This window comes from Candidatus Phyllobacterium onerii (genome assembly GCF_028331445.1).
Taxonomy (GTDB): Bacteria; Pseudomonadota; Alphaproteobacteria; order Rhizobiales; family Rhizobiaceae; genus Phyllobacterium; species Phyllobacterium onerii.
On record NZ_JAQMHX010000001.1, the window covers coordinates 608464 to 632376 of the forward strand.

General features: G+C 57.1%; 24 protein-coding genes and 1 pseudogene. 23 read left to right on the plus strand and 2 right to left on the minus strand.

Going from position 1 to position 23913, the window contains the following annotated elements; translation table 11 throughout:
• The first annotated feature begins 15 nt into the window (after positions 1–15).
• The 20 genes and pseudogenes from PHA01_RS02955 to PHA01_RS03050 all read left to right on the plus strand — a co-directional run bounded on the left by PHA01_RS02955 (position 16) and on the right by PHA01_RS03050 (position 16875).
• Positions 16–429, plus strand: a complete 414-nt coding sequence (locus PHA01_RS02955; protein ID WP_271893236.1) for a phage major tail protein, TP901-1 family — start codon at positions 16–18, stop codon at positions 427–429.
• Positions 429–767, plus strand: coding sequence for a gene transfer agent family protein (locus PHA01_RS02960; protein WP_271893237.1), 339 nt, complete (start codon positions 429–431; stop codon positions 765–767). Before PHA01_RS02955 ends, PHA01_RS02960 begins: the two co-directional genes overlap by 1 nt.
• A 44-nt stretch (positions 768–811) precedes the next feature.
• Positions 812–970 carry a phage tail assembly chaperone gene (locus tag PHA01_RS02965; protein WP_417020913.1) on the plus strand — a complete coding sequence of 53 codons (159 nt, stop codon included), beginning with the start codon at positions 812–814 and terminating at the stop codon, positions 968–970.
• An 8-nt stretch (positions 971–978) separates the two neighbouring features.
• Positions 979–1560, plus strand: a pseudogene (locus tag PHA01_RS02970) (phage tail tape measure protein).
• A gap of 7 nt (positions 1561–1567) precedes the next feature.
• Positions 1568–2200 (plus strand): DUF2460 domain-containing protein, encoded by a 633-nt coding sequence (locus PHA01_RS02975; protein ID WP_271893919.1) that lies wholly within the window; start codon positions 1568–1570, stop codon positions 2198–2200.
• Positions 2197–3075: a DUF2163 domain-containing protein gene (locus tag PHA01_RS02980; RefSeq protein ID WP_271893239.1), complete on the plus strand. Its 879-nt coding sequence runs from the start codon at positions 2197–2199 to the stop codon at positions 3073–3075. Before PHA01_RS02975 ends, PHA01_RS02980 begins: the two co-directional genes overlap by 4 nt.
• Positions 3072–3503, plus strand: a complete 432-nt coding sequence (locus PHA01_RS02985) for an NlpC/P60 family protein (RefSeq protein WP_271893240.1) — start codon at positions 3072–3074, stop codon at positions 3501–3503. Before PHA01_RS02980 ends, PHA01_RS02985 begins: the two co-directional genes overlap by 4 nt.
• Before the next feature lie 41 nt (positions 3504–3544).
• On the plus strand, positions 3545–7387 hold the full coding sequence (locus tag PHA01_RS02990; RefSeq protein WP_271893241.1) for a baseplate multidomain protein megatron: 3843 nt from the start codon (positions 3545–3547) through the stop codon (positions 7385–7387).
• 145 nt (positions 7388–7532) lie between these two features.
• Complete coding sequence (locus PHA01_RS02995) at positions 7533–7751, plus strand: hypothetical protein (RefSeq protein ID WP_224505547.1); 219 nt, start codon at positions 7533–7535, stop codon at positions 7749–7751.
• 93 nt (positions 7752–7844) lie between these two features.
• The gene (locus tag PHA01_RS03000; protein WP_271893920.1) at positions 7845–8096 is read left to right on the plus strand and encodes a hypothetical protein; all 252 of its coding nucleotides are present in this window, start codon (positions 7845–7847) and stop codon (positions 8094–8096) included.
• 34 nt (positions 8097–8130) lie between these two features.
• On the plus strand, positions 8131–8802 hold the full coding sequence (locus PHA01_RS03005) for a response regulator transcription factor (RefSeq protein WP_271893244.1): 672 nt from the start codon (positions 8131–8133) through the stop codon (positions 8800–8802).
• A 259-nt stretch (positions 8803–9061) separates the two neighbouring features.
• Positions 9062–10363, plus strand: a complete 1302-nt coding sequence (locus PHA01_RS03010; RefSeq protein ID WP_271893921.1) for a sensor histidine kinase — start codon at positions 9062–9064, stop codon at positions 10361–10363.
• A gap of 70 nt (positions 10364–10433) precedes the next feature.
• Positions 10434–10874 carry a hypothetical protein gene (locus PHA01_RS03015; RefSeq protein WP_417020890.1) on the plus strand — a complete coding sequence of 147 codons (441 nt, stop codon included), beginning with the start codon at positions 10434–10436 and terminating at the stop codon, positions 10872–10874.
• A gap of 275 nt (positions 10875–11149) precedes the next feature.
• Positions 11150–11398, plus strand: a complete 249-nt coding sequence (locus PHA01_RS03020) for a hypothetical protein (RefSeq protein WP_271893246.1) — start codon at positions 11150–11152, stop codon at positions 11396–11398.
• Entirely contained in the window at positions 11335–12072 is a 738-nt protein-coding gene (locus PHA01_RS03025) for a hypothetical protein (RefSeq protein WP_271893248.1), read from the plus strand. The genes PHA01_RS03020 and PHA01_RS03025 overlap by 64 nt, the downstream gene beginning before the upstream one ends.
• Entirely contained in the window at positions 12069–12713 is a 645-nt protein-coding gene (locus tag PHA01_RS03030) for a hypothetical protein (protein WP_271893250.1), read from the plus strand. Before PHA01_RS03025 ends, PHA01_RS03030 begins: the two co-directional genes overlap by 4 nt.
• A gap of 82 nt (positions 12714–12795) precedes the next feature.
• Complete coding sequence (ccmI, locus tag PHA01_RS03035; protein ID WP_271893252.1) at positions 12796–13965, plus strand: c-type cytochrome biogenesis protein CcmI; 1170 nt, start codon at positions 12796–12798, stop codon at positions 13963–13965.
• Positions 13965–14408 carry a cytochrome c maturation protein CcmE gene (gene ccmE / locus PHA01_RS03040; RefSeq protein WP_114432062.1) on the plus strand — a complete coding sequence of 148 codons (444 nt, stop codon included), beginning with the start codon at positions 13965–13967 and terminating at the stop codon, positions 14406–14408. The genes ccmI and ccmE overlap by 1 nt, the downstream gene beginning before the upstream one ends.
• Positions 14405–16402: a heme lyase CcmF/NrfE family subunit gene (locus PHA01_RS03045; protein ID WP_271893253.1), complete on the plus strand. Its 1998-nt coding sequence runs from the start codon at positions 14405–14407 to the stop codon at positions 16400–16402. Before ccmE ends, PHA01_RS03045 begins: the two co-directional genes overlap by 4 nt.
• Positions 16399–16875, plus strand: a complete 477-nt coding sequence (locus PHA01_RS03050; protein WP_417020891.1) for a cytochrome c-type biogenesis protein — start codon at positions 16399–16401, stop codon at positions 16873–16875. The genes PHA01_RS03045 and PHA01_RS03050 overlap by 4 nt, the downstream gene beginning before the upstream one ends.
• A gap of 3 nt (positions 16876–16878) precedes the next feature.
• On the opposite strand, the gene PHA01_RS03055 is transcribed toward PHA01_RS03050, so the two are convergent.
• Both PHA01_RS03055 and PHA01_RS03060 read right to left on the minus strand, forming a co-directional pair.
• Entirely contained in the window at positions 16879–17448 is a 570-nt protein-coding gene (locus PHA01_RS03055) for a cytochrome b (RefSeq protein ID WP_271893254.1), read from the minus strand.
• Positions 17449–17553: 105 nt separating this feature from the next.
• Positions 17554–18444, minus strand: coding sequence for an MBL fold metallo-hydrolase (locus tag PHA01_RS03060; protein ID WP_271893256.1), 891 nt, complete (start codon positions 18442–18444; stop codon positions 17554–17556).
• Between the two features lie 554 nt (positions 18445–18998).
• Here PHA01_RS03060 and PHA01_RS03065 point away from each other — a divergent pair.
• From PHA01_RS03065 to PHA01_RS03075, 3 genes are all read left to right on the plus strand, one after another.
• A complete protein-coding gene (locus tag PHA01_RS03065) occupies positions 18999–21593 on the plus strand; it encodes a YadA-like family protein (RefSeq protein WP_271893257.1) in 2595 nt (864 codons plus the stop codon).
• A gap of 7 nt (positions 21594–21600) precedes the next feature.
• Entirely contained in the window at positions 21601–22182 is a 582-nt protein-coding gene (locus PHA01_RS03070) for an invasion associated locus B family protein (RefSeq protein WP_271893258.1), read from the plus strand.
• 137 nt (positions 22183–22319) lie between these two features.
• Entirely contained in the window at positions 22320–23858 is a 1539-nt protein-coding gene (locus PHA01_RS03075; RefSeq protein ID WP_271893260.1) for a Do family serine endopeptidase, read from the plus strand.
• Positions 23859–23913: the final 55 nt, after the last annotated feature.

Consider the following 23913-nt stretch of genomic DNA (forward strand, 5'->3'; position numbering starts at 1 on the left):
CTGAAAGGAAATCGCATGAGCGCCCAGAGAGGCAAGGATATTCTGTTGAAGGTTGCCGATGCCAGTGGCAGCTATGTGACCTGTGCCGGCCTGCGGTCGAAGCGCGTTGCCTTCAACACCGAGACAGTTGATGTGACCGACGCCGATGCAGCCGGTCGCTGGCGCGAGCTTCTGGGGGGCAGTGCGGTCCAGCGCGCATCAATCGGTGGCGGAGGCATATTCAAAGATGCGCAGTCCGATGCGCTGTTCCGGCAAGCTTTTTTCGATGGCGATATCCCGCTCTGGCAGATTGTGTTGCCGGATTTCGGCATGCTGCAGGGACCGTTTCAGATCACAGCGCTTGAATATGGCGGTGCCTACAATGGCGAGGTCACGTTCGAGATCGCGCTGGAATCCGCGGGTCCCGTTACGTTCAAGGAGATTGCCTGATGGTGAACCGGCATCGCGGCGAAATCAGCGCGGTCCTGGATGGCCGCGAATGGACATTGTGCCTGACACTAGGAGCACTTGCGGAATTGGAAGATGCATTCGGCGCGCAAGACCTGGCCGTCCTGTTGAAACGGTTTTCGACGAGCGCGCTCTCGGCGACCGATATTCTCAAGATCATAGGAGCGGGCCTGCGTGGCGGCGGCAATGAACTGGCGCCGGAAGCAATTGCGCAGATGCGCGCGGACGGCGGAATAACCGGCTTTGCCCGCATCGTCGGCGAATTGTTGAGCGCGACCTTCGGTGAATCAAATTCGGAGCAAGCCGGATCAAGGCTTTGAATATCAACGACGATCATACCGAGCCATTTCCCTGGGCGGCCATGATGGCGGCGGGATTCGGCATCTTGCGGCTCTCCTCCGCCGAGTTTTGGGCAATGACACCACGCGAACTCAATGCTGCCTTCCATAGGCCTTCTAACCGTTCTGCGCCGACGCGGATTGATCTGGCACGTCTGATGCAGTGCTTTCCGGATGAACAATAGGAGATGCAATGCTTGAGAATAAAACAGGCAAGGTCGAGGTCGAGTTCGACACTGACAGCTGCAAAGAGGCGCTCGACGAATTGCAAAAATAATCAGCGCTATTCGGTCGCACGCTTACGAACTCACTCAAAAGTGCTGCAGTTGGCGGCCGGGATCTTGGTGATGTTTTGAAACAGCTGGCCATGAGCATTGCCAATATGGCGCTGAGTGCCGGATTGAAGCCCCTGCAGGATCTGGCTTCCGGCGTATTCAAAGACTTCATTGGAGGGTTGAAGCCGGGCGCCGCGTCCAAAACTGCGGCGGTAGGAACGCAACCCACAGCTTTCGCCAAGGGCGGCGTTGTTTCCAGCCCTACGTATTTCACTGCAGGGGGTTCACTTGGCTTGATGGGCGAAGCGGGCACCGAGGCGATCATGCCTCTGGCGCGCGGGGCAGATGGGCGTCTTGGTGTCGCCACGCAGGGCGGCGGCTCGGCGGTGCACGTTACCTTCAACATGTCGACACCGGACGCCACATCCTTCCGCAAATCCGAGGCTCAACTTACAGGCATGCTTGCTCGCGCGGCACGCAAGGGCGCCAGAACTTTCTAGGAAACCAATCATGACAGCTTTTCACGATGTCCGGTTTCCAACGGGCGTTTCCTTTGGCGCGACCGGCGGGCCGGAATGGCGCAACGAGATCGTCCCGCTGACGTCTGGTTTCGAACAGCGCAATTCGCGCTGGGCGCAATCCCGGCACCATTATGATGCAGGAACCGGTGTCCGCTCACTGGCAGATCTCGATGATGTCATGACGTTCTTCGAGGCACGGAGAGGTTCGCTCCATACCTTCCGTTTTCGCGATCCGTTCGATCATCTGTCGTGCCGGTCCGGAAAGATGATTGCACCGGGCGACCAGCTGCTTGGCAATGGCGACGGCACCAATGCTGCTTTCCAGCTGGTAAAACGCTACGGCGATTATGTGCGGCCGATCACCAAGGCGCTAGGAGGCAGTGTGCGTGCCGCTGTGAACGGTGTCGAAAACACGGAGGCGCTGGATTTCGTCGTCGAGCTGATCACCGGGAAGATTGTCTTCCAGCCAGGTAGAATACCGCCTGCGGGCGCAACAGTGACGGCCGGATTCGGCTTCGATGTCCCGGCGCGGTTTGATACGGACCGGCTGACGATCAGCATCAAATCGTTCAAGGCGGGCGAGATTCCGACCATCCCGATCATCGAGGTAAAGGCATGACGGCAATCCCTCCCGCGCTTGAATCACACCTTGCAGGTGAAGTCACAACACATTGTTTCTGTTGGATCATCCGCCGGAAGGACGGGGTGATACAAGGCTTCACAGACCATGATCGGACGTTGCTTGTCAGCGGGGTCGCCTGCGAGCCGCAAACCGGCCTCAGTGCCAGCGAAGCAACCAACTCGCTGGGGCTTGGGGTAGACAGCGCGGAGATCGAAGGCGCCCTTTCGTCGGCCAGCATCTCTGACAGTGATATCGAGCGAGGGGCGTACGACGCGGCAATAGTGGAAACGTGGCTCGTCAATTGGGTGTCGCCGGATCAACTCACTCTCCTGCGCAGCGCGCGCATCGGCGCGATTACGCGTTCAGGTGGCAAGTTCGTGGCCGAAACGAAAAGCAGCTCGGTCGATCTCGACAAGGTGAGCGGCCGGCGGATCACGCGCCTCTGCGATGCCCAACTCGGCGACAGTCGTTGCGGCCATATCGGCGGGGACCAAGCGGGGACCGTCACGACGACTATATCGGATCGGGAGATCGTTGTTTCCGGGCTTCAACCTCCAAGCGCCGACTGGTTCGACAATGGTGCGTTGACCTGGATATCCGGGAACAGTGCGGGGCGTGCGAATGTTGTTCTCAGTCAGGCGCCCTATGGCAGTGCCATTCGGCTCAGCCTGCGCGACGCACAGATACCCGACATCATGGTCGGGGATCAGTTTTCCATGCTGCCTGGCTGCGACAAGAGCTTCGCGCAATGCAAGACGAAGTTCGCCAACAGCGCCAATTTTCGCGGGTTTCCGCATCTGCCTGGCAACGACGCCGCCTATAATTATGCCGATGGCAAGGGCAATTTCGATGGAAAGCCACTGGTGCCATGAGCATAGGAGAGGAAGTTTTGTTCGAAGCCCGCCAGTGGATTGGTACGCCCTACCGGCACGGCGGATCGAGATGCAAGGTTGGTAGCGATTGCTTGGGACTGGTGCGCGGCATCTGGCGGGCACTCTACGGGCAGGAACCGCAATCGGTTCCCACGTATTCCATGGATTGGGCAGAGACAGGCACAGCCGATCCGCTGCTTGATGCGGCGCGTCTGCACATGACCGAAAAGCCGGTTATCAGGGCCGATCCGGGCGATCTTCTGGTGTTTCGCTGGCGCGATGGTGTAGCTGCCAAACATCTCGGAATTCTTGCAGATCACGGGCGCTTCATTCACGCCTATGAGGGCCACAGCGTTATGGACTCCGCTCTGGTGCCGCAATGGCGCAAGCGGATCGCTGGCGTGTTCGCATTTCCGGATCGTAGTTAAATCCAGTGTTAATCCAGTAGTTCCAGAAAGAATTCAATTGCATGGCGACACTTGTCCTCACGGCTGCAGCTGGTGTTCTCACCACCTCGGGAACAGTAACTGCAGCGATTGCCTCGGCCGTTGCGTCGGTTGGCGGTTACCTGATTGATCAAGCGCTTTTCGGCCAGACGATCGAAGGTCCGCGCATGTCCTCGATGCGGCCGATGTCCGCCGAGGAGGGTGCGGCACTGCCGCGCGTCTATGGTGCGGTTCGGTTGGGCGGCACGCTCATCTGGGCAACCCGCTTCGAGGAAGTGAAAACCACCTCGCGTCAGGGTGGCAAAGGCGGGCAGAAAGTCAGCGAATATACTTACTTTGCCAATTTTGCCATTGCCGTCGCGGAAGGGCCGATCAGCATGATCCGCCGCATCTGGGTCGATGGAAAAGAGCTCGACCAGACCCGCTGCACGATCCGTTTTTATGGCGGTACAAGCAGCCAACCGGTTGACCCGCTGATCGAAGCAAAACAGGGACAAGGCAATGCTCCGGCTTATCGCAACACGGCCTATGTCGTGTTCGATCGCTTCCCACTGGACGATTATGGTAATCGCATTCCGCAGTTCCAGTTCGAAGTCGTGCGTGCAGTGGGGAGCGTCGCGAGTAGTCTGAAAGCGGTGGCCCTGGTTCCAGGCGCAACGGAGTTTGGACTTTCCCCACAACTGGTTACCAGTGAACCGTCAAAGGGTAAGACAAAGAGCCTGAACCGCAATTGCCTGCGTGCCACTACCGATTGGCAGGCCTCAATGGATGAACTCCAGCATCTCTGTCCCTCGCTGCAACATGTCGCAATCGTCGTGCCTTGGTTCGGCGCGGATTTGCGTGCAGCGAACTGCGCAATCAAGCCCGGCGTCATGGACCAGTCCGGATACAAGGAAAGCAGTACCTGGAGGGCCGGCGCGGTCGCGCGGTCTCAAGCTCATCTCATTTCGCGCGCTGGCATGGGGGCGGCCTATGGTGGGACGCCTTCCGATCAAAGCGTTATCGACGCTATTCGCGATGTCAAGGCGCGAAACCTGAGTGTCACCCTTTACCCTTTCGTGATGATGGACATTCGCGCCGACAATAATTTGCCGGATCCATATGGAGAACCACGGCAAGGCGCTTATCCATGGCGTGGGCGTATCACGTGTCATCCTGCGCCCTATCAACCAGGCAGCCCCAACAAGTCCGAAGCGGCAGCCACCCAGGTCAAAACGTTTCTCGGCAGCGCGAAAGCCAGCGATTTCCGGATCAAAAACGATCAGGTCAGCTACAAGAGAAACAAGGACGACTGGGGTTATCGCAGGCTGGTCCTGCATCTGGCTCACCTGGCAGTGTGTGCGGGAGGAGTAGAGACCTTCATAGTCGGGTCCGAACTTTGCGGGCTGACGATGATCCGGGATCAGTCCAACGGCTTTCCCTTCGTCAACGCCCTCTGTGATCTGGCCAGTGACGTGCGCGGCATTCTCGGCAAAGATTGCAAACTAACCTATGGTGCCGACTGGACGGAATATTTTGGCCACCATCCGCAAGACGGATCGGGCGACGTTTTTTTTCATCTCGATCCGCTGTGGGCGCATCCGGCGATCAACGCAGTCGGCATCGACAATTACATGCCGCTCAGCGACTGGCGCGACGAGGACTACAGTGTTCCAAATCCGGACGGATTTACCTCGCCCTATGATCTGGACGGCTTGCAGGGTCAGATTGCCTCGGGCGAAGGGTTCGACTGGTACTATAAATCGGCTGATGATCGAACACTGCGAACGCGGACGACCATTACAGATGGGGCGGGGAAGCCTTGGGTCTATCGCTACAAGGATCTCAGCTCCTGGTGGAAAAACAAACACTATAACCGGCAGGGAGGTATCGAGAGCACGGTGCCGACAGCGTGGCAGCCCGAAGGAAAAAAAATATGGCTGACGGAATTGGGTTGCCCGGCCGCTGACAAGGGCCCCAATCAACCGAATGTCTTTCCGGACATGAAATCGTCCGAGGGCGCATATCCCTATTTTTCCGATCATGGGCGCAGCGATCTTGCGCAAAACCGATTTCTGCGCGCGCATTTCAACTACTGGAACAGTGGTAACACCGCCGCCATGCTTGATCCGGATCGCCTGTACGTCTGGGCCTGGGATACGCGGCCCTATCCGGAATTTCCGCTGAACCGGTCGCTCTGGTCGGACGGAGACAACTGGACGACAGGACACTGGCTCAACGGGCGGATTTCCGGTGCCGCGCTTGATGAATTGCTGGCTGCGATCCTCGGCGATTTCGGTATGGCCAATATTGATATCAGCCGTGTGGATGGTTTCGTCAATGGCTACGTCATCGAAGAACCAACAAGCGTCCGAGCTGCCATCGAACCCCTTCTTGCCCTTTACGGTGTAGATAGTTTCGAGAGCGGCAACAGCCTGGTTTTCCGGAGCACGGCGCATATGGATGTCACGTCGCCGCTCATCGATGAATTTGTGGAACAAGAGGAAGGCGGACCGGTTATCTGGCGCATGCAGGAGTTGACGGATCAGCCCGCACGCGTCGAAATCGCCTACCGCGACCCGATGCTGGACTACCAGGCAGCGATGAGTTTTGCCGAGCGCCTTGACGGCAAAGGCACGGAAAACATCGGACTGCCGGGCATGATCGATACGGCACAGGCGAAATCGCTGGTTGAGGAGGCGTTGCAGACACGCCGGGCCGCGCGACGAACCGCATCGTTTGAAGTGCCCTGGAAGCAGGCTGCCCTGAAGCCGGGTGATCGGGTGAGAGTTGCCGGCAACACCTCGGCGCCGGATTTCGTCGTGACCTCCATCGAAGATGGGGCCACACGCCGGATCGAGGCCAGAGCCTTGCCGCAACATGTCCGCTACCCCGTTCGAGGTGCGCTGCCGGTTCCCGCCGATGGCGGGAAATTCGCGGTTCGCGGGAGGCCATATTTCGAGCTTCTGGACCTGCCGATGTGGCCGGGCGTGGAAAAGCCCCCGGACCAGTTTCGCATCGCGGCTTTTGCCGATCCCTGGGGTGGGACGAGCGTTTACGCTTCACCCGAAGCAGTTGATTTCAAGCAACGAACTGTAATTGCCAACCGCGCGGTGATGGGGGAGCTCATTGCGCCGCTGGCGGGTGGAGCGAGCGGCCGGTTGCTGAACGGACGGGCGCTCGACGTGCAACTCTACCACGGTGAACTGAGTTCAACTTCGATGGCGCAGATATTCAGCGGCGCAAACACTGCGCTGGTGGCTAGTTCCGACGGCAATTGGGAGGTGCTGCAGTTTATCAACGCAGAGGAGATGCAAAGTGATGTGTGGCGATTGAGCGGGCTATTGCGCGGCCAGTGCGGTACCGAGCGCGAGGCCACGCAGCCAAGACCTGCGGGTACACCATTCATCTTGATGACTGATGCGGTGGGCCCGGCTGGATTGAAATCGGAGGAGACAGGTCTTGAACTTTCCTGGCGCATCGGCGCATCCGGAGAGGATTTCACCGATCAGTTCTTCAGCACCCTTGAACGAACGGGCGGGTTACGCGCTCTCCAGCCGCTCGAACCCGTGCAAATCCGATCGCGCATAGGGGCAAATGGTGACGTCCACATCAGTTGGACAAGACGTGGACGAATTGATGCAGATAGTTGGCTCGCGCCAGATATTCCGCTTGGCGAAGAGCGTGAGGCTTACCGCGTTGAAATAAGAAAGGATGAAAAACTGGTTCGATCCGTTGATGTGGAAGGGCCAAACTGGACATACAGTTTCTCTGAACGACAATCCGATCTTGGCACCCTGACAGCCGAAATCGACTTCGGCGTCGCGATGATTTCGGCCAGAGTCGGGCCGGGTCGGGCCGCCCGCCACAAATTACAGATTAATTGATTTCTAGGGTCTATTGAGATTCACGCCATGGCGGTCTGCGAATGGTGGTTTTCTGCGCTCCGGTGCTCGAAAACGATCACTTTCGCCTCGCCCTGACATGAATACCAGCAGACCCCGTTCACCCCATTTGAAAAAGGAATTTACAATGAGCACTGAAAAAGCGTGGTATCTGTCGAAAACCGTATGGGCGTCGATCGTGACGATCTTGCTTTCCTGTTCAAGCTTCTTTCACATCTCCACCGATGGCATCGACCAAGGAGCGATCACCGATACTATTGTGCAGTTTCTGACCGCCTTGAGCGGTATTGTTGCGCTTTTTGGTCGCGTCAGCGCGACAACGCTCATAACACGTAAAGAAATATAGTGTTAAAAGGCGTGAACTTGTGGCAATCCTGACAGTCACATTACCAAACGTTCATGCATCGTTCAGACAGCAACCGATAATAATGACGCCATGATGAAACACCTCTTTATCTCCCTGCCCCTCGCGGGCCTGATCTCGGTCGCTGGCGCCTTCAACGCCGGTAATGCCTTCGCCGCAGACTGCTCGTCCGTTGGGCAGCGGGTGGCCGATTCGCAAGGCGGGACACTTGCGCGCGCCACTTCGGTTGTGCAGAACGGTAAGGAAGTCTGCGTCGTGGTGGTTCTGATCCCCGGCAAGGATGGCGAACGTCCGCGCCGTGTGGAAGTCGCCGTACCAGCAAACTGATTCGCCTGATCCGCGCCGGCAAGGGAAATCCTGCATGAGAATACTCGTCGTCGAAGATGACCGTGATCTTAATCGCCAGCTGGTCGATGCTTTGACCGATGCTGGTTATGTGGTCGACAAGGCTTCCGACGGCGAGGAGGGACACTTTCTTGGCGATACCGAACCCTATGACGCCGTGGTCCTCGATATTGGCCTGCCGCAAATGGATGGACTGACTATCCTTGAAAAATGGCGTAGGGATGGGCGCGTTATGCCCGTGCTACTGCTCACCGCGCGTGACCGCTGGAGCGACAAGGTCGCCGGTATCGACGCGGGTGCCGACGACTATGTCGCCAAGCCATTCCATATCGAGGAAGTTCTGGCGCGTTTGCGGGCCCTGATCCGCCGCGCTGCCGGTCATGCTTCGTCGGAAATCACCTGTGGTCCAATACGGCTCGACACCAAGACCTCCAAGGCGACAGTCAATGGTACTACACTGAAGCTTACCTCGCTTGAGTTCCGGTTATTGTCGTATCTCATGCATCACATGGATGAGGTGGTGTCCCGCACAGAGCTGGTCGAGCACTTGTACGATCAGGATTTCGATCGGGATTCCAATACGATCGAAGTGTTTGTTGGTCGCTTGCGCAAGAAAATGGGTATGGATCTCATCGAGACGATCCGCGGCATGGGATACAGGATCAAATTGCAGGACAGCAAGTCGTAGAGCCGTTTGAAACTCTACTGCGGAGGTCATCTGACGCGCTTTTCTGTGCTTCCGGTGCTCACGTACTTCAAGTACGCTGCGCTCCGGTTCTCGAAAACCTCGTCATCTGCCTCACCGCAGCGACTTTCCGAACGGCTCTAGGGCCGCCAAACAGCTCAACGATAGGGCAGGACGTGTGACAATCCCGCTGACTAGCTATCTTCCCAGCCTGCGTTCCCTGTCGCTGCGCGTCATCATGCTCTCGACGCTGTGGACCATCATTTCCTTCGTTGCCATCGCCACCATCATTTCGACGATCTATGGCGAATCACGCCTCCAGAGCTTCAAGCAGCTTCTTTCCGCCCATCTCTTCAGCGTGATCGCTTCCGTCAGCGTCAATGACGGCACGCTTGCCGGTCGTCCAGACCCGGGGGAGGTTCGCTATTCGAGCCCGCTTTCCGGCTGGTACTGGTCTGTCGAACCTGTCGCGGACAATCTGAAAGGTTCGCTCAAATCTGTCTCGCTGGGTGACAGGGAGATAGACTCGCCCTCGACACTCAATGTTCCCTTCGATACGTCGTTTCAACGCTCCTATGTAGAACCAGGTCCCAACGGCCAGCAGCTTTCCGTCGTCGAAACCGAAGTTGTTCTCGACGCGGAAAACCGCGTTGCCCGGTTCAGGGTCATGGGAAATCTGAGCGAGGTCGAAGGCGAAATCTCCCATTTCCGTAACACACTCTATTTCTATCTCGGTATATTTGCTCTTGGCGGCACGCTGATAAACGCGGCCGTGATCCTGTTCGGTCTGCGTCCGCTCGACCGTGTCCGCCGCTCCCTCGGCGATATTCGAGAAGGCAAGGTTTCGCGGCTGGATGAACGTCTGCCCGACGAAATCGCGCCGCTCGCACGCGAAATGAACGCGCTGATCGATAACAATCGCCGCATCATGGAGCGATCGCGCACTCAGGTTGGCAATCTGGCTCACTCGCTCAAAACGCCGCTCTCCGTGCTGGTAAATGAAAGCCGGACGATCGGCGGTAGCGAAGGGCGAATTGTCGCCGAGCAGAGCGAGGCGATGCAGGTCCAGGTGCAGCATTATCTCCAGCGCGCACGTGTAGCCGCACAGCGCGACAGCGTGGTATTTCGCGCGCCGGTCACTCCGATCCTCACCCGCCTGGTGCGGGTCACCACGAAGCTCAATCCTGAAATGGATGTGCAGTTTAACAACTACATGGATGACGCGATTTTTGCCGGTGAGCAGGAAGATCTCGAAGAAGTCGTCGGCAACCTTCTGGAAAATGCAGGAAAATGGGGCCGCAGTGTTATCAGGCTTACGCTCGCGAAGGTGGATAGCGGGCTTGAGATCAGCGTCGAGGACGATGGCGCGGGTCTTGCGCCAAGGCAGATCAAGGACGCGCTGACACGCGGCAAGCGACTGGATGAGAGCAAGCCGGGGACAGGCCTTGGTCTCTCTATCGTCAACGACACGGTCCGGGAATATGGAGGTACGCTCCGGCTGGAGCGGAGCTCGGAATTGGGTGGTCTGGCTGCGCGGCTGACACTTCCGGTTGCCGCGACCTGAATCGAGCTTGCAAGCGAGCGACTAATCGGGCCATAAAAGGCCACTACAAAGGACACCCTAAAACGGACCGATGATGAAATTCCATATAGTCATTTCCCTGCTTGCCGCCGCTGTCTTGGCGGGATGTTCCACGACGTCGGCGCCCAAGAGCAACGGCGGAAGTACGCTGAGCAAACTGACAGGTGGCTCGAAACAAGCCGCCACAACGGGGGTTCTCGCAGCGCTGGGCAACGGTTTGATCGGAAACAATCCATCTCTGGACGCATCGGATCGCAAGCGGGCTCTGCAAGCCGAATACCAGGCGCTGGAATATTCGCCTGCCGGCAAGACGGTCGAATGGAAAAACAGCAGCGGCAGCCACTCAGGTGAGGTCGTCGCGGCGCAGCCTTATCAGGTTGGCTCGCAAAATTGCCGCCAGTACACGCATACGGTGCGCATTGACGGGACACCGCAATCAGCACGCGGTACTGCTTGCCGAAACGAGGATGGTAGCTGGACACCTTTGACCTAAGGTCCGGACGCCCCTAGTCCATCACTTTTTAGTCGGACGAAATCAGCCGCGAGCAACCCTCGCGGATAACAGTTACCTGCTCCGGATAGGGCTGTTTCATTTCAGCTTGTGTCATCGCGCGGCATGTACCGCGAACCGCACAGTTAATTTTTAATAGGAATTTTTTCATAGAACGAGGGTATTTCATGTCACAAGAAATGTTGCTGAGAATATCAGCCAAACAGCGGATCCTTGCTGCGAGAATGAGACTTCACACCCATCAACAGGATACCGCAATGCTGGCCCTGATCAAGGCCGAGATCAGGATGAACGAGGACTTCCTGGATATCGTCGATTCATATTTTCTCGGACGCAAGGCAAATTTCCATCCCGACCAGCCCGTGTTCCCGCGGGAAATCCAGACGGCGGGCAGTGGACCGATGAGGGTGGTGGATCCTCAGGCTTCGCGCAGCCGGTATACATGCGTCGTGAAGACCCGCTTTCATCCCCCATGGCCTTGGGTGGCGGTGGAACCGGCGGCATAGTCGGCGGAGGAACGGGTTCCGGCATCCTGCTCGCACCTCACCTTTTGCGCGAGGGAGGACGTTCCACCGGGCTGTTGCCCGGAGAAGATGCCATTGCCGAATATAACCGGCTCTCGAATCAGCGGGATCCGGCCCTCAAGCCGGTCCTGCTGTTTCGTCCGAAGGACTGGGGTGTGGACGATCGACTCCAGCCAGGAAGACGAGTGAAGGCAACCGTCCAACTGTTGACGAACAATGAGGTTAAAAGATATTGCCCGGAAATTGGCATCGTCCAGTCGCTAGCAAACGAGGCGGTCAAAAGGGCCGGGCCGCGGTCTGACTACGAGACGCCGTGGTTGTTTGGCACAGCTGCACATGCGAATTTGAAGAAGCTCGCCAACGCAAATTATCCCAACATCTTGCGCACCGAACGATCGTATTTAAAGTTTGCGGAGGAGATTGCAGCAGATAAGTCTTCTGATAATCTGGCCAGGTACGGTTTGAAGAACACGGTTCGAATTGATATACTGGGTCCTGAACGGGATAATCGTGTATGTGTCTATGATTTCAAAACGGGGCGAGCGGGCGTCAGCGTTCCGCGAGCAATCGAGATGCGAAATGCTGTTCACAAGATTCACAACAAGCTTACAGATATTATCATTGTCGAAATCAATTTTGATGAGTACTGGAAATGACTACAACCGCTCAGGTCAAAGAGGCATTGATTCCTCTTCTTGCCCGTCATTCGGATCTGGTGCTCATTGGGCGGTTTCTCATCGTCAAGCCGCTTCACCATATATTGCGCGGCGTCTTTGTTGATCGGAGCAGCGACAAGCGGTCGTTCGAACCGCACATTGTTACTTATCCGCTTGTGCCTGCACAAAAGGACATAATGCTGGGATGGAATCCTGTATGGCTCTTCGACCAATCTGTGGGCATGTGGGATGTAACCAAACCAGATACCGTTACGGCCATGAGGAACCATATTGAAGGAATTGCCTTGCCACGACTTCGGGCAATAAAGACGTTCGATGACTACATCGCACACGAGCGCACGAAGTCGACGACGTTTGATGGTCATTTTGATGATCGCATATTCACCAATATATTCGTGGCCGCAGCTCTCGGCGATTTCAGCAAGGCTTTGCAATTGCGGCCGCAGGACACGAGAATAGAGCCATATTTTACCAAGGTTGCACCTGATTTTTTTCCGGCATTGGAGGCGAGCGAGAGGGAGTTCATTGCAAAAACTCTCCACCAATGGGAGGAGGCCACCGTCAAGGCACACAAGATGGAACATATCTGGGAGCGCACGCCCTTCCCTCTGGAGCTATGAACGCCGCCAACCTTTGCGGCGAATTGCCCTATCAATTTAAATCCATTTGGATTTTACGCGGGGGTGGGGGTATGTCTCAGCCATGGTTTTCTGGATTTCCGCTGCTGTTCTGACCGTAGTTGCGACGCTGCTTGTGCTTTTGCCATTGACGCGACGCGTCCAAGAGCCCGTGTCGGACAACCAATATGATATCGAGGTCTATCGCGATCAGCTGCGCGAACTCGATGCCGATGAAAAGCGCGGTCTGATCGACCCTGCCAGCAGCGAGCAGGCACGCGCCGAAATCGGACGCCGTCTTCTCAAATCGGCCAAGGCCGTGGAGGACGACAAGGCGATTGTCCGGCCAACGAAAAGCGCGACTCGCGAATGGCTCACGCTCGCAACTGTTCTTGCCATCCCGTTGATTTCGTGGGGTATATACACCAAGCTCGGCTCTCCAGATTTGCCGGCTCAACCGCTCGCGGAGCGGCTTGCGAAGCCCGCGGATCAAAGCACACCAGCCGAATTGGTTGCCCGCGCCGAGGCGCATCTTGCGCTCAACCCCGATGACGGGCAGGGCTGGGAAGTGCTCGCGCCGATCTATATGCGGATGGGGCGGCCCGGAGATGCTGTTGCCGCGTATCAAAACTCCATAAGATTGAATGGTGACAGTGCGGGCCGGCAACTCGGCCTGGGGCAAGCCTTGGCTGCAGAGACTGGTGGTAAGATCACCGCCCGCGCGGAGGAAGCCTTCCAGCGCGCAATGACGCTTGATCCAAAAGACATGCGGCCGCAGTTTTATATCATTGATGGCTGGATGCAGCAGGGCCGCCTGCCAGAGGCGCGTGACCTGATTCGCAAGCTGTTGGCGGAAGCGCCTGCGGATGTTCCGTGGCGCGATCAGGCGCAGGCTGCCTTGACGAGGCTCGATCATGAAATCGCCGGTGATGCGCCGGACGTCAGCGATGTCGAGAAAACCGGTCCGGACGCCTCGCAGGTCGAGGCTGCCGCGGGCATGAACAACCAGGACCGCGCCGCGATGATCGAGGGCATGGTCGCGAACCTTGCCGAAAAATTGAAACAATCGCCTGATGATATTGAAGGCTGGGAGCGGCTTGTTCGATCCTATGTGGTTCTCAATCGGCCCAATGATGCATTGGAAGCGCTGGGCCGGGCGAGAAAAGTGCTGAGTGCAGACAAGCTTGCGCGGCTCGATGCGGTGGCCAACGAGCTTGGCCTTGCCGACGAACCGGACCAACCGGAGAACAATTGATGACGCGCAAACAGAAGCGGCTTTCGGTGATCGGGGGAGGGCTATTCGTCCTGGCGGTAGCAGCAGCGCTCGTGCTATTCGCGCTGCAGCAGAAGATCGCATTCTTTCGCATGCCGTCCGACATCCAGACGTCCGATGTTGAATCGGAGTCGCGGTTCCGCCTCGGCGGTCTGGTCGAAAAGGGCAGCGTGGTGCGCGGCGATGGCACGAGGATCAGTTTTTCCGTCACCGATCATGTCAAAAGCGTTCCCGTAACCTATGATGGGATCCTGCCGGATCTTTTCCGGGAAGATCAGGGCGTCGTGATCGAAGGCAAGTTTATGCCCGGCGGCGCGTTTGTGGCCGACAGTGTGCTCGCCAAACACGATGAGAACTATATGCCGAAGGAAGTTGCCGATAGTCTTAAAGCCAAGGGTGTCTGGCAGGGAGGGAGCAAGCAGTGACCGTCGAACTCGGACATTTCGCCCTGGTGCTGGCCCTGGCGCTTTCGATTATCCAGGCTGTGCTGCCGGTGCTTGGCGCACGCCGCAACGACGACCGCATGATGGCTGTTGCGGTGCCGGCTTCGTTTACTGTGTTCGCCCTGATTGCGCTGTCTTTTGTGGCACTGACCTCCGCGCACGTTCTCTCCGACTTTTCGGTACAAAACGTCTTTGAAAACTCACACTCGCAAAAGCCGCTGCTCTACAAATTCACAGGTGTATGGGGCAATCACGAAGGCTCGATGCTGCTTTGGGTTTTGATCCTCAGCTTCTTCACTGCGCTCGTCGCCTTCTTTGGCAATAATCTGCCGCCCACGCTAAAAGCCAACGTCCTCGGCGTGCAGGCCTGGATCGGCAGCGGTTTCCTGCTGTTCATCGTTGGCACGTCGAATCCGTTCGCGCGGCTCAATCCGGCGCCCATCGAAGGCCAGGACTTGAACCCCATCCTCCAGGATATCGGCCTCGCGATACACCCGCCCATGCTTTATCTCGGCTATGTCGGTTTCTCGGTCTGCTTCTCCTTTGCGGTTGCAGCTCTTATAGACGGCCGTATCGATGCGGCGTGGGCACGCTGGGTACGTCCCTGGACACTGACCGCCTGGATATTCCTGACCGGCGGTATCGCCATGGGTTCCTATTGGGCTTACTACGAACTCGGCTGGGGCGGATGGTGGTTCTGGGATCCGGTCGAAAACGCGTCGTTCATGCCTTGGCTCGCGGGTACGGCGCTGCTGCATTCGGCGCTGGTCATGGAAAAGCGTTCAGCGCTGAAAATCTGGACCGTTCTCCTTGCCATTCTGACTTTTTCCCTGTCGCTGCTTGGTACATTCCTCGTTCGCTCGGGCGTGCTGACTTCAGTGCATACATTCGCCACCGATCCGGGGCGGGGCCTGTTCATCCTGGCGATCCTCGTGCTGTTCATTGGCGGATCACTGGCGCTTTTCGCCTGGCGGGCGCAGACGCTCGCGCCGGGTGGGCTGTTCCAGCCGATTTCGCGCGAGGGCGCGCTGGTCTTCAATAACCTGTTTCTGACCACCGCCGCCGCTACCGTATTGATCGGCACGCTCTATCCTCTGCTGCTGGAATCGCTGACGGGTGAGAAGATCTCCGTCGGCGCACCGTTCTTTAATCTGACATTTGGCCCGTTGATGATCCCACTGCTTGCAGCCGTTCCATTCGGGCCGCTACTGGCTTGGAAGCGCGGCGATATCCTCGCCGTAGCGCAGCGATTGATGACGGCGTTTTTTGTGGCGCTGCTTGTCGTCGCTTTCGTCGTCTACAGGACCTCGGCTTCCGGCGTGCTCGCCGCCTTTGGCATCGGCCTCGCCGTTTGGTTGATGCTCGGCGCAGTAACCGATCTGTCGATCAAGGCCGGGATCGGCAAGACCTCCCTTCGTGGGATGGCACAGCGTATCACGGGCCTGCCGCGCTCGGTATTTGGCACCGCCTTTGCACATTTTGGGCTTGGCATCACGCTTCTTGGCATTGTTGCCACGACGACCTTTGCAACCGAAAGCGTATTGGTGATGAAGCCGGGCGATGGCATTCGGGCTGGCGGGTATACACTGCGTTTCGATCGCGTTGATGCGGTCAAAGGTTCGAACTACACCGAGGACCAGGGCAAGTTCACGATCCTGAACGACGAGGGGCAGCCGGTGACCGACCTTCTCTCGGCCAAGCGCTTCTTTCCCGTTCGCAAGATGCAGACGACCGAGGCGGGCATCAAGACATTCATGTTCAGCCAACTTTATGTTTCGCTCGGCGATGCCGCCAAGGATGGCGGCATCGTGGTCAGGATCTGGTGGAAACCGCTGGTGACGCTGATCTGGCTTGGCGGTGTGGTGATGATGATTGGCGGCGGCATGTCATTACTCGATCGGCGTCTGCGCATCGGCGCGCCCGCCAAGTCTAAATTGGGCAAGGCCAAGCCACAACCGGCGCGAGCCACGTCGTGAGGCCGCTGTTTGCAGCCTTGGCCCTCGGCCTGGCACTTTGCTTTGCTGTGACTGGCGCGCAGGCTCTGTCGCCCGACGAAATGCTGTCCAATCCCGTGCTCGAAAAGCGCGCACGTACCATCTCAGCGGAATTGCGCTGCATGGTGTGCCAGAACGAATCCATCGACGATTCCAATGCCGATCTCGCTCGCGATCTACGCGTTCTGGTTCGCGAAAGGCTGGTGGCTGGCGATACGGACGAGCAGGTACTGGCGTTCCTCGTCGCGCGCTACGGCGAGTTCGTTCTGCTCAGACCGCGCCTGCAGATGAGCACGCTGTTGCTTTGGGGTTTCCCGATCGTTGTTCTGCTTGCTGGCGGCGTTGCGATCGTCCTGTCGATCCGCCGGCGCCGTACGAGTTCTGTGGAAACGACGCCGCTTTCAGAGAGCGAGAAAAAGCAGCTGAAGAAGCTCTTCGTTGCATCGGGCGATTGATCGTCAGCCCTTCGCGGGCAACATGCGCGCCAGCACGCGGTCCTTCAGCACGTAATGATGCAATAGCGCTGTGAGGGCGTGAATTCCAGCGATGATGATGATCGCCCAAGCGACATTGTTGTGTAACCAGCCAAAAGTTGACCGCAGGCCTGGCGCCAGTGCGACGTGAGGAATGGTGAAGAGGCCAAAGAAGGCGAAGGGCTCGTTCTGCACCCACCGGAACAGGAAGCCGAGTGCCACTTGCAGGCCCAGCAAAACGTAAAGCGCGATATGGACGGTCTTGGCGACGATTGCTTGAAGGCCGGTCGTTGCAGGTGGCAGCCGACGCCCTAGCGCCAAGCGCCAGACGAGGCGCGTGATTATAGTAGCGGCGAGCGAAATCCCGAGCGAAATGTGCAGCGTTTGCAGTTCCCCGCGCAGTGCCGTTCCTCTAGGTAAAAACGCCCACGTCTCGGCACTGGCAAAAAGCGAAACCACCAGGACCGCTGTCAGCCAGTGCAGGATTATCGTCCCCCTGTCATAAACTTGCTGTGTTGACTCCGCGGCTGCGGTGCGGACACCTGGATTTGGCATGATGTTTACTCCTGAAATCGCAATACAAAATAGAACACCTAAAAACCGTCGATTATTCGGGCGAGAATGTAAAATGTATTATTTGTAATGGTTTGCGGTGTGAGGTCAGTCTTCCTGACGGCCCTTCAAGACCACACTGACATTGCGCGCGTGAACGGATTCGTAGGGCGCGTAGTAGCTGATCGCACCCGAGGCGAAATCCTCTGCAACAAAGGTTCTGAGGTCGTGTTCCGCCAGTTCCGGTTCGTGGGGCAGGCGTAATAGCTTGGTTACATAATTGCGCGTGGTCGCGATCAATTCCGGTCCGTAACCGCCCGCAACGATCTTTTCCTCCGCGCCATGATTGGGCAGGATTTTCTCGATATCCCACACCGCCATGCGCTCCAGGTCGCACAAATGATGTTCCAGTCGTTTCGGTTCGGCGACGTAAGTGATCGGCTCTTCGAGCGCATCGCCGGCCAGCATCAGCTTGCTCTGCGGCAGGATCAGCATCGTCCCGTCATGACTGTGAATGTCGACGTGACGCAGTTGCACATCAATATCGCCGATCTTCAAGTTCAGCTCTGTCTCAAACGTGCTGTTCGGCATGATGAGCGGTTTGATAGGCGGGTTGTCGTTCTCCAGCCGCTGACAATTGTCGCGCATTGCCTGTGCCGTCAACTCATTGGCGATGATCTTGCAGTCAGCAAAGACTTCGTTTCCGGCCACGTGATCCACGTGCCAGTGGCTGAGCACAACCCGGATATTGCTGGCCCCGGCATCTTCTAGCGTCTTACGGATAATCCTCGCATGGGGCAGCGAAATGCTGGTGTCGTAGACCAGCGCTTCGCCGCCAGACACGATCGCGTAGGAACAAACGCCCAGTGAGTAGGCGCCGTCGTCAAGCCAGTTTGGCTTGTCCGAGTAAGCCCGCACGCCTTCCATCCGGCCATCATAGAAGGCGAGAACCCCCGGATGGGGCTGGTGAACGCGCATAGTCGATCCGAGCGGCGGCATGATGATTAAACTCCAAATGATGACAATGACTAACCGAAATGCTCGGCGAAAGGCGAAGAATTCAACTTACAGTATATGGATTGGTGCAACAACGGATCAAATACTGTCAGAAAATAAAAAAATTACGCGTGTAAACTAATTATTTTCATTGCGTCAGATATCGGATTGCTATATCTGGGCGACATAGAATTTTTAATATTACATTAAGAGTCGGTGCCGCTGCTCGTATATTTTGCAGTTCGTATTACAGTTCATATCTTAAACATCTGTGTCTGCATCCTAAAGTTGCAATATATTTTAGAAGTACACCGTTTTGCGAGCATACGTTGCTCGAAAAGAGATATTTAGAGAGAGTTAATATGAGAAATTTGATACTAAAAATAGATTCATTAACCAAGTCATACTGCTGGAAATTGGCGAGTATTGAAAGGGAACGTCGCAACCGTCCTGAGCGACGGCGCCTGATAGCGCTCCTGCGCATGGCTTGCCGCGTGATTGGTCTGCGGCGAACCAGAGTTTCCGCACAACGGGGTCCGATTGGGTATTCGGTGCCTATGACTGCTGCCATCGCGGCTTTGGTCGTCTGTCTGAATCAAACGGCGGACGCCGCGGGCATCTACATCAACGACAACACAGATTGGGGCTGTACGATAGTCGAGGACGGTGGCGGCGCCGCAAGCCAATCCAGTTCAATGGTCGGTCAAGCTTGCGCTCCGGGCGATAAGGCAAGTCAGACCGACCGCGTCTTGTTTTACGGGCCCCGGAATGCAGGTCCGACGGCCCTCTCGATCGGTTCAGAACTCTACGTCAATGGCGGGTTCATCGGTCTAAACAACCAGACGACAAAATCCATGGCCATTGGCAATACCACCACGAGGGCAGAGGGTGTCGATTCAATCACAATTGGCAACGGTGCAACAACAATGCCCCGAAACGCAATCGCGATCGGGACCAATGCACAGGCGGGATGGACGGGCACTTTCGCCGACGATCCCGATAGTGACCTGGCATCAATAGCGATCGGCGCAGATGCGAAGTCGTATGAGGCGGATGGCGTGGCGCTCGGGCGTGGCGCGATAACGGCGGACAACGTAAACGGCGCAACTGCCCTCGGTGCGGGTGCTCGCTCGAACTACCTTGGTGGAGTGGCGCTCGGCAGCAATTCGGTGACTGACAAGGCACCCGTTTCGACCGCAAATGTAACCATTAATGGCATCCAGTATGATTTTGCGGGCAATCGCGCTTACAGCCAGGTCAGTATTGGCAACGCAACGCAAAAGCGGCAGTTAACCAATATGGCTGCTGGCCAGATCAACGCGGTGAGTACAGACGGCGTCAACGGTTCGCAGCTCTTTGCCACCAATTCTGCTCTTGGCAGTTTGGGCGGCAGGGTGATTGTCAACGAGACAAATATCAGCGCCAATTCAAGCGCTATCACCAATATTACGAACGGGAAGACGGGACTCGTGCAGCAATCAGCGGCCGGTGAAAACATCACGGTTGCCAAGGGCCTCGATGGTGCGGCAATCGATATTGCGGGAACTACTGCCGGCAAGAAAGGACCACGGAGACTGATCAATTTGTCGGCAGGCGTCGACGATATGGACGCAGTCAACGTTGGTCAATTGAAGGGTCTGGCCGATGCCGGAGCCGAGGCGGTGAAAAAGCTTGGCGACGTGGCCGTAAAATATGTTTGGGATGACAAGAACGGCAACGGTGAGCTCGACGCAGGCGAAGTTGTCGATTACGGCAAGGTAAAGCTCGCCGGTGCCGGGGCAAATGGCACGGTCATCTCGAATCTCGGCAATGGCGCTGTCAACGCAACCTCGATGGAGGCCATCAACGGCTCGCAGATATTCGGGATGGCAAGTGCTTTTGGCGGTGGCGCGGGCTGGAATGCAAACGGCGTGTTTACCGGCCCGACCTACAGAATAACTGTCATCAACCAGGACGGGACCCTAACCAGCAAGGATCACGACAATGTCGGCGATGCCCTGGGCGGGCTCGACAACAGTGTCAGGATTGTCAACGCGAAAACCGACGGCATCACTGATAAGCTCAACGCGTTGGGCAATGACGCGCTGATCTGGGACGAAAGCAAGAAAGCGTTCACCGCCAGCCATACGGATACGGCCACCAGAGCGGTGAGTGGCAACAACCTGATTACAGATCTACAGGCCGGTACCCTGAGCGCAACTTCAACCGATGCCGTCAATGGCTCACAGTTGAACGACACGAATGTTCGGGTGACTGACGTCGAGAACCGCGTAACGGGTGTTGAAGGCGATGTCAAAAATATCAAGACGGACATCACGAAAATCGACACCCGCGTCACAAAGGTTGAGGGTGATATTACCAACCTCACAACAAACGTTGGCAGCCTCACCGACCGCGCTGTGACGTATGACGGCAAGACTGGAGATCCCAAGACGCTCATCAAGCTGCAGGGCCAGGCATCCTCGGACGGCGGACTGACTGGCGGCACGAAGATTACCAATCTTCAGCAGGGTGCTGTGAATGCCACGTCCACCGACGCCGTCAATGGTGCGCAGCTGAATGCCACCAACGAAAAGATGCAGACGCTCGACGACAACGCCGTCAAATACAAGCTCAATCCCGATGGCACGAAGACCAACGAAGTCGCACTACAGGGCGCCGATCCCAACGCGCCGGTCCTCATCAGCAACCTTGAAGCAGGCAAGACGGACACCGATGCCGTGAACGTCAAGCAGCTGAAAGATACCGTGCAGGAGCAAAGTGCCAAGATCACCAACCAATACAACGAGTATCTGGACCAGTCTAAGAGCTATACGGATAATCGTACCAGCAGTGCAGGTGCGAACACGCTCAACCAGTCCAAGCAATACACGGATGAAAAGTTTGCCGAACTTTCCTCGGATATTGGTTCGGTGCGCAGTGAAGCTCGGCAGGCGGCGGCGGTCGGGCTGGCTGCGTCGTCGCTGCGCTATGACAACACGCCTGGCAAGATCAGCGTCGCAATGGGCGGCGGTGCCTGGCGAGGGCAGGGCGCCGCGGCATTCGGCGCTGGCTATACCAGCGAAAGCGGTAAGGTGCGGGCGAATGTTTCCGGCGCTGCCAGCGGCGGCGAATTCGGTGTCGGCGCCGGCATCAGCTTCACACTGAATTGAGCTCGTAATGATCAGGCAAGCTTTGAAACGCCCCATTTCTCTGGCTTGCCTGCTCCTGTCCGGTTTGCCGTGCCCACCTGCGGCCGGACAGGAGCTCTCCAATTCCGGTTACAGCATCAAGCCGTCCGAGGTGAGAGTTCCGCAGGGAGTAGAACTCGGTCGCTATCGCCGCACGATCCAGCCCTTCGAAAACTGGGAACTGCGGTGCGATGAAAATCTCAAGGCCAAGAAGAAGATTTGCAATATCACCCAGACAATTCTCGACGGCGAAGGCGGGCTCGCTTTCTCCTGGTCGCTGGCAGCTACCGAAGGCGGCAAACCGATAATGGTGTTGCGGACCCGTCCGGGCCTCGGCACGAACAAGCCCGTCACGTTGAAATTTCCTGGACGCGACGCGCCGGTGATCGCTGAGACCTATGCCTGCGACGCCAATGTTTGCGTGACGTATTTACCAGTCGGTCCAGTCTTGCGTGAGCAAATCGCCAAAGAGGCAAACGTGCAGCTATCTTATAAAGACACCGCAGAAACGACGCTCATCTTCGAAGCGCCTTTGAAAGGCCTATCCGTGGCGCTTGCCGCAATAAAATGATCGAGTGAAGCTGCCCTATCTTCGGCAGAACCTTACAAATTTGTCATAATGCGGAAATGGCTGGGTAACCTTCCTATCTGTATCACTGGTATTACAAGACGATCCAAGATCGATCAGTTGTCCAAGGAGATACATTCATGCCGAACATTCGTAAGTCCTCTGTTTATCGCGCGGGCATTGCCGCCGCCCTGTTGTCCTCGGCTCTCGTCGGCGGCCTTTTGGCGACCGGACCGCTCAGCGCCATTGTTCCTGCGCAGGCTGAGGCTGTGCGTGTCGATGCTCCCCAGCAGCCAGGCTTCGCTGATGTTGTCGAAAAGGTCAGCCCCGCCGTCGTCAGCGTTCGGGTCAAGAGCGCCGTCCATGACACAGCCGATGACGGCACGGGTTTCCCCGGGATGGACCAGCTCCCCGATGACAATCCCATGAAGCGTTTCTTCTTTGAGTTTGGCCAGGGCCAGCAGGGTCAGCAGGGCAAACGCGGCATGGAACGCAAGTCGCAGCGCGACCAAAACCGCCCGGATCGCATTCGCCCGACTGCACAGGGTTCTGGCTTCTTTATCTCTGAAGACGGCTATCTGGTCACCAACAATCACGTGGTTGAAGATGGCTCGGCATATACTGTCGTCCTCAATGACGGCACCGAGCTCGATGCCAAGTTGATCGGCAAGGACAAGCGTACCGACCTTGCCGTTCTCAAAGTCGATGACAAGCGCAAATTCACCTATGTAACCTTCGGTGACGATAACCAGATCCGCGTCGGACAGTGGGTCGTTGCTGTTGGTAATCCGTTCGGCCTTGGCGGCACTGTTACGGCTGGTATCGTCTCGGCCCGTGGCCGCGATATCGGCGCAGGTCCTTATGATGACTTCCTGCAGATCGACGCTGCCGTCAACCGCGGCAATTCCGGCGGTCCAGCCTTCAATCTGAACGGTGAAGTTGTCGGCATCAATACGGCGATCTTCTCGCCTTCGGGGGGCAGTGTTGGTATTGCGTTTGCCATCCCGGCGACGACCGCCAAGAATGTTGTCGATCAGCTGATCAAGACCGGCTCGGTTTCGCGTGGCTGGATTGGTGTCCAGATACAGCCCGTCAGCAAGGAAATCGCTGAATCTCTCGGCCTCGCTGAAGAAAAAGGTGCACTCGTTGCCGAACCGCAGGCCGATGGTCCTGCAGCCAAAGCCGGTGTCGCTGCTGGCGACGTGATTACCGCAGTCAATGGTGACAAGGTCGCTGATCCGCGTGATCTTGCCAAGAAGATTGCGGCAATCAGCGCCGGCAAGGATGCCGAGCTCACGGTCTGGCGCAAGGGCGAGGCGAAGTCGATCAACGTCGCGATCAAGCCATACCCGCAGGACGATCAGCAGGCCAACGCTGCTCCGCAGCAGGAAGAACAGGCAAAGCCTTCGGCTCTCGACGACTACGGCCTGACAGTCATGCCATCCGATGATGGCAAGGGCGTCGTGGTGACGGATATCGACCGCCAGGGTGATGCTGCCGACAAGGGTATCACGACAGGCGATATCATTGTCTCGGTCAACAACAAGCCGGTGAAGACCGGTGCGGAAATTGAAACTGCGATTGCAGATGCATCGAAGACCGGGCGTAAGGCCGTTCTTCTCCAGGTGCAGACCAACGACCAATCGCGGTTTGTGGCTCTGCCTATCAACCAGGGTTGATCCACACGAGATAAGGGTTGCGGCGGCGCTGCATCCCCCACCCCGTCAGCGCCAA

Bases quoted from the DNA above. Each gene is read 5' to 3' on its own strand.
- PHA01_RS02955 (WP_271893236.1), top strand. From the start codon at position 16: ATGAGCGCCCAGAGAGGCAAGGATATTCTGTTGAAGGTTGCCGATGCC.
- PHA01_RS02960 (WP_271893237.1), top strand. From the start codon at position 429: ATGGTGAACCGGCATCGCGGCGAAATCAGCGCGGTCCTGGATGGCCGC.
- PHA01_RS02965 (WP_417020913.1), top strand. From the start codon at position 812: ATGGCGGCGGGATTCGGCATCTTGCGGCTCTCCTCCGCCGAGTTTTGG.
- PHA01_RS02980 (WP_271893239.1), top strand. From the start codon at position 2,197: ATGACGGCAATCCCTCCCGCGCTTGAATCACACCTTGCAGGTGAAGTC.
- PHA01_RS02985 (WP_271893240.1), top strand. From the start codon at position 3,072: ATGAGCATAGGAGAGGAAGTTTTGTTCGAAGCCCGCCAGTGGATTGGT.
- PHA01_RS02990 (WP_271893241.1), top strand. From the start codon at position 3,545: ATGGCGACACTTGTCCTCACGGCTGCAGCTGGTGTTCTCACCACCTCG.
- PHA01_RS02995 (WP_224505547.1), top strand. From the start codon at position 7,533: ATGAGCACTGAAAAAGCGTGGTATCTGTCGAAAACCGTATGGGCGTCG.
- PHA01_RS03000 (WP_271893920.1), top strand. From the start codon at position 7,845: ATGAAACACCTCTTTATCTCCCTGCCCCTCGCGGGCCTGATCTCGGTC.
- PHA01_RS03005 (WP_271893244.1), top strand. From the start codon at position 8,131: ATGAGAATACTCGTCGTCGAAGATGACCGTGATCTTAATCGCCAGCTG.
- PHA01_RS03015 (WP_417020890.1), top strand. From the start codon at position 10,434: ATGATGAAATTCCATATAGTCATTTCCCTGCTTGCCGCCGCTGTCTTG.
- PHA01_RS03020 (WP_271893246.1), top strand. From the start codon at position 11,150: ATGCTGGCCCTGATCAAGGCCGAGATCAGGATGAACGAGGACTTCCTG.
- PHA01_RS03025 (WP_271893248.1), top strand. From the start codon at position 11,335: ATGCGTCGTGAAGACCCGCTTTCATCCCCCATGGCCTTGGGTGGCGGT.
- PHA01_RS03030 (WP_271893250.1), top strand. From the start codon at position 12,069: ATGACTACAACCGCTCAGGTCAAAGAGGCATTGATTCCTCTTCTTGCC.
- ccmI (WP_271893252.1), top strand. From the start codon at position 12,796: ATGGTTTTCTGGATTTCCGCTGCTGTTCTGACCGTAGTTGCGACGCTG.
- ccmE (WP_114432062.1), top strand. From the start codon at position 13,965: ATGACGCGCAAACAGAAGCGGCTTTCGGTGATCGGGGGAGGGCTATTC.
- PHA01_RS03055 (WP_271893254.1), bottom strand. From the start codon at position 17,448: ATGCCAAATCCAGGTGTCCGCACCGCAGCCGCGGAGTCAACACAGCAA.
- PHA01_RS03060 (WP_271893256.1), bottom strand. From the start codon at position 18,444: ATGCCGCCGCTCGGATCGACTATGCGCGTTCACCAGCCCCATCCGGGG.
- PHA01_RS03065 (WP_271893257.1), top strand. From the start codon at position 18,999: ATGACTGCTGCCATCGCGGCTTTGGTCGTCTGTCTGAATCAAACGGCG.
- PHA01_RS03070 (WP_271893258.1), top strand. From the start codon at position 21,601: ATGATCAGGCAAGCTTTGAAACGCCCCATTTCTCTGGCTTGCCTGCTC.
- PHA01_RS03075 (WP_271893260.1), top strand. From the start codon at position 22,320: ATGCCGAACATTCGTAAGTCCTCTGTTTATCGCGCGGGCATTGCCGCC.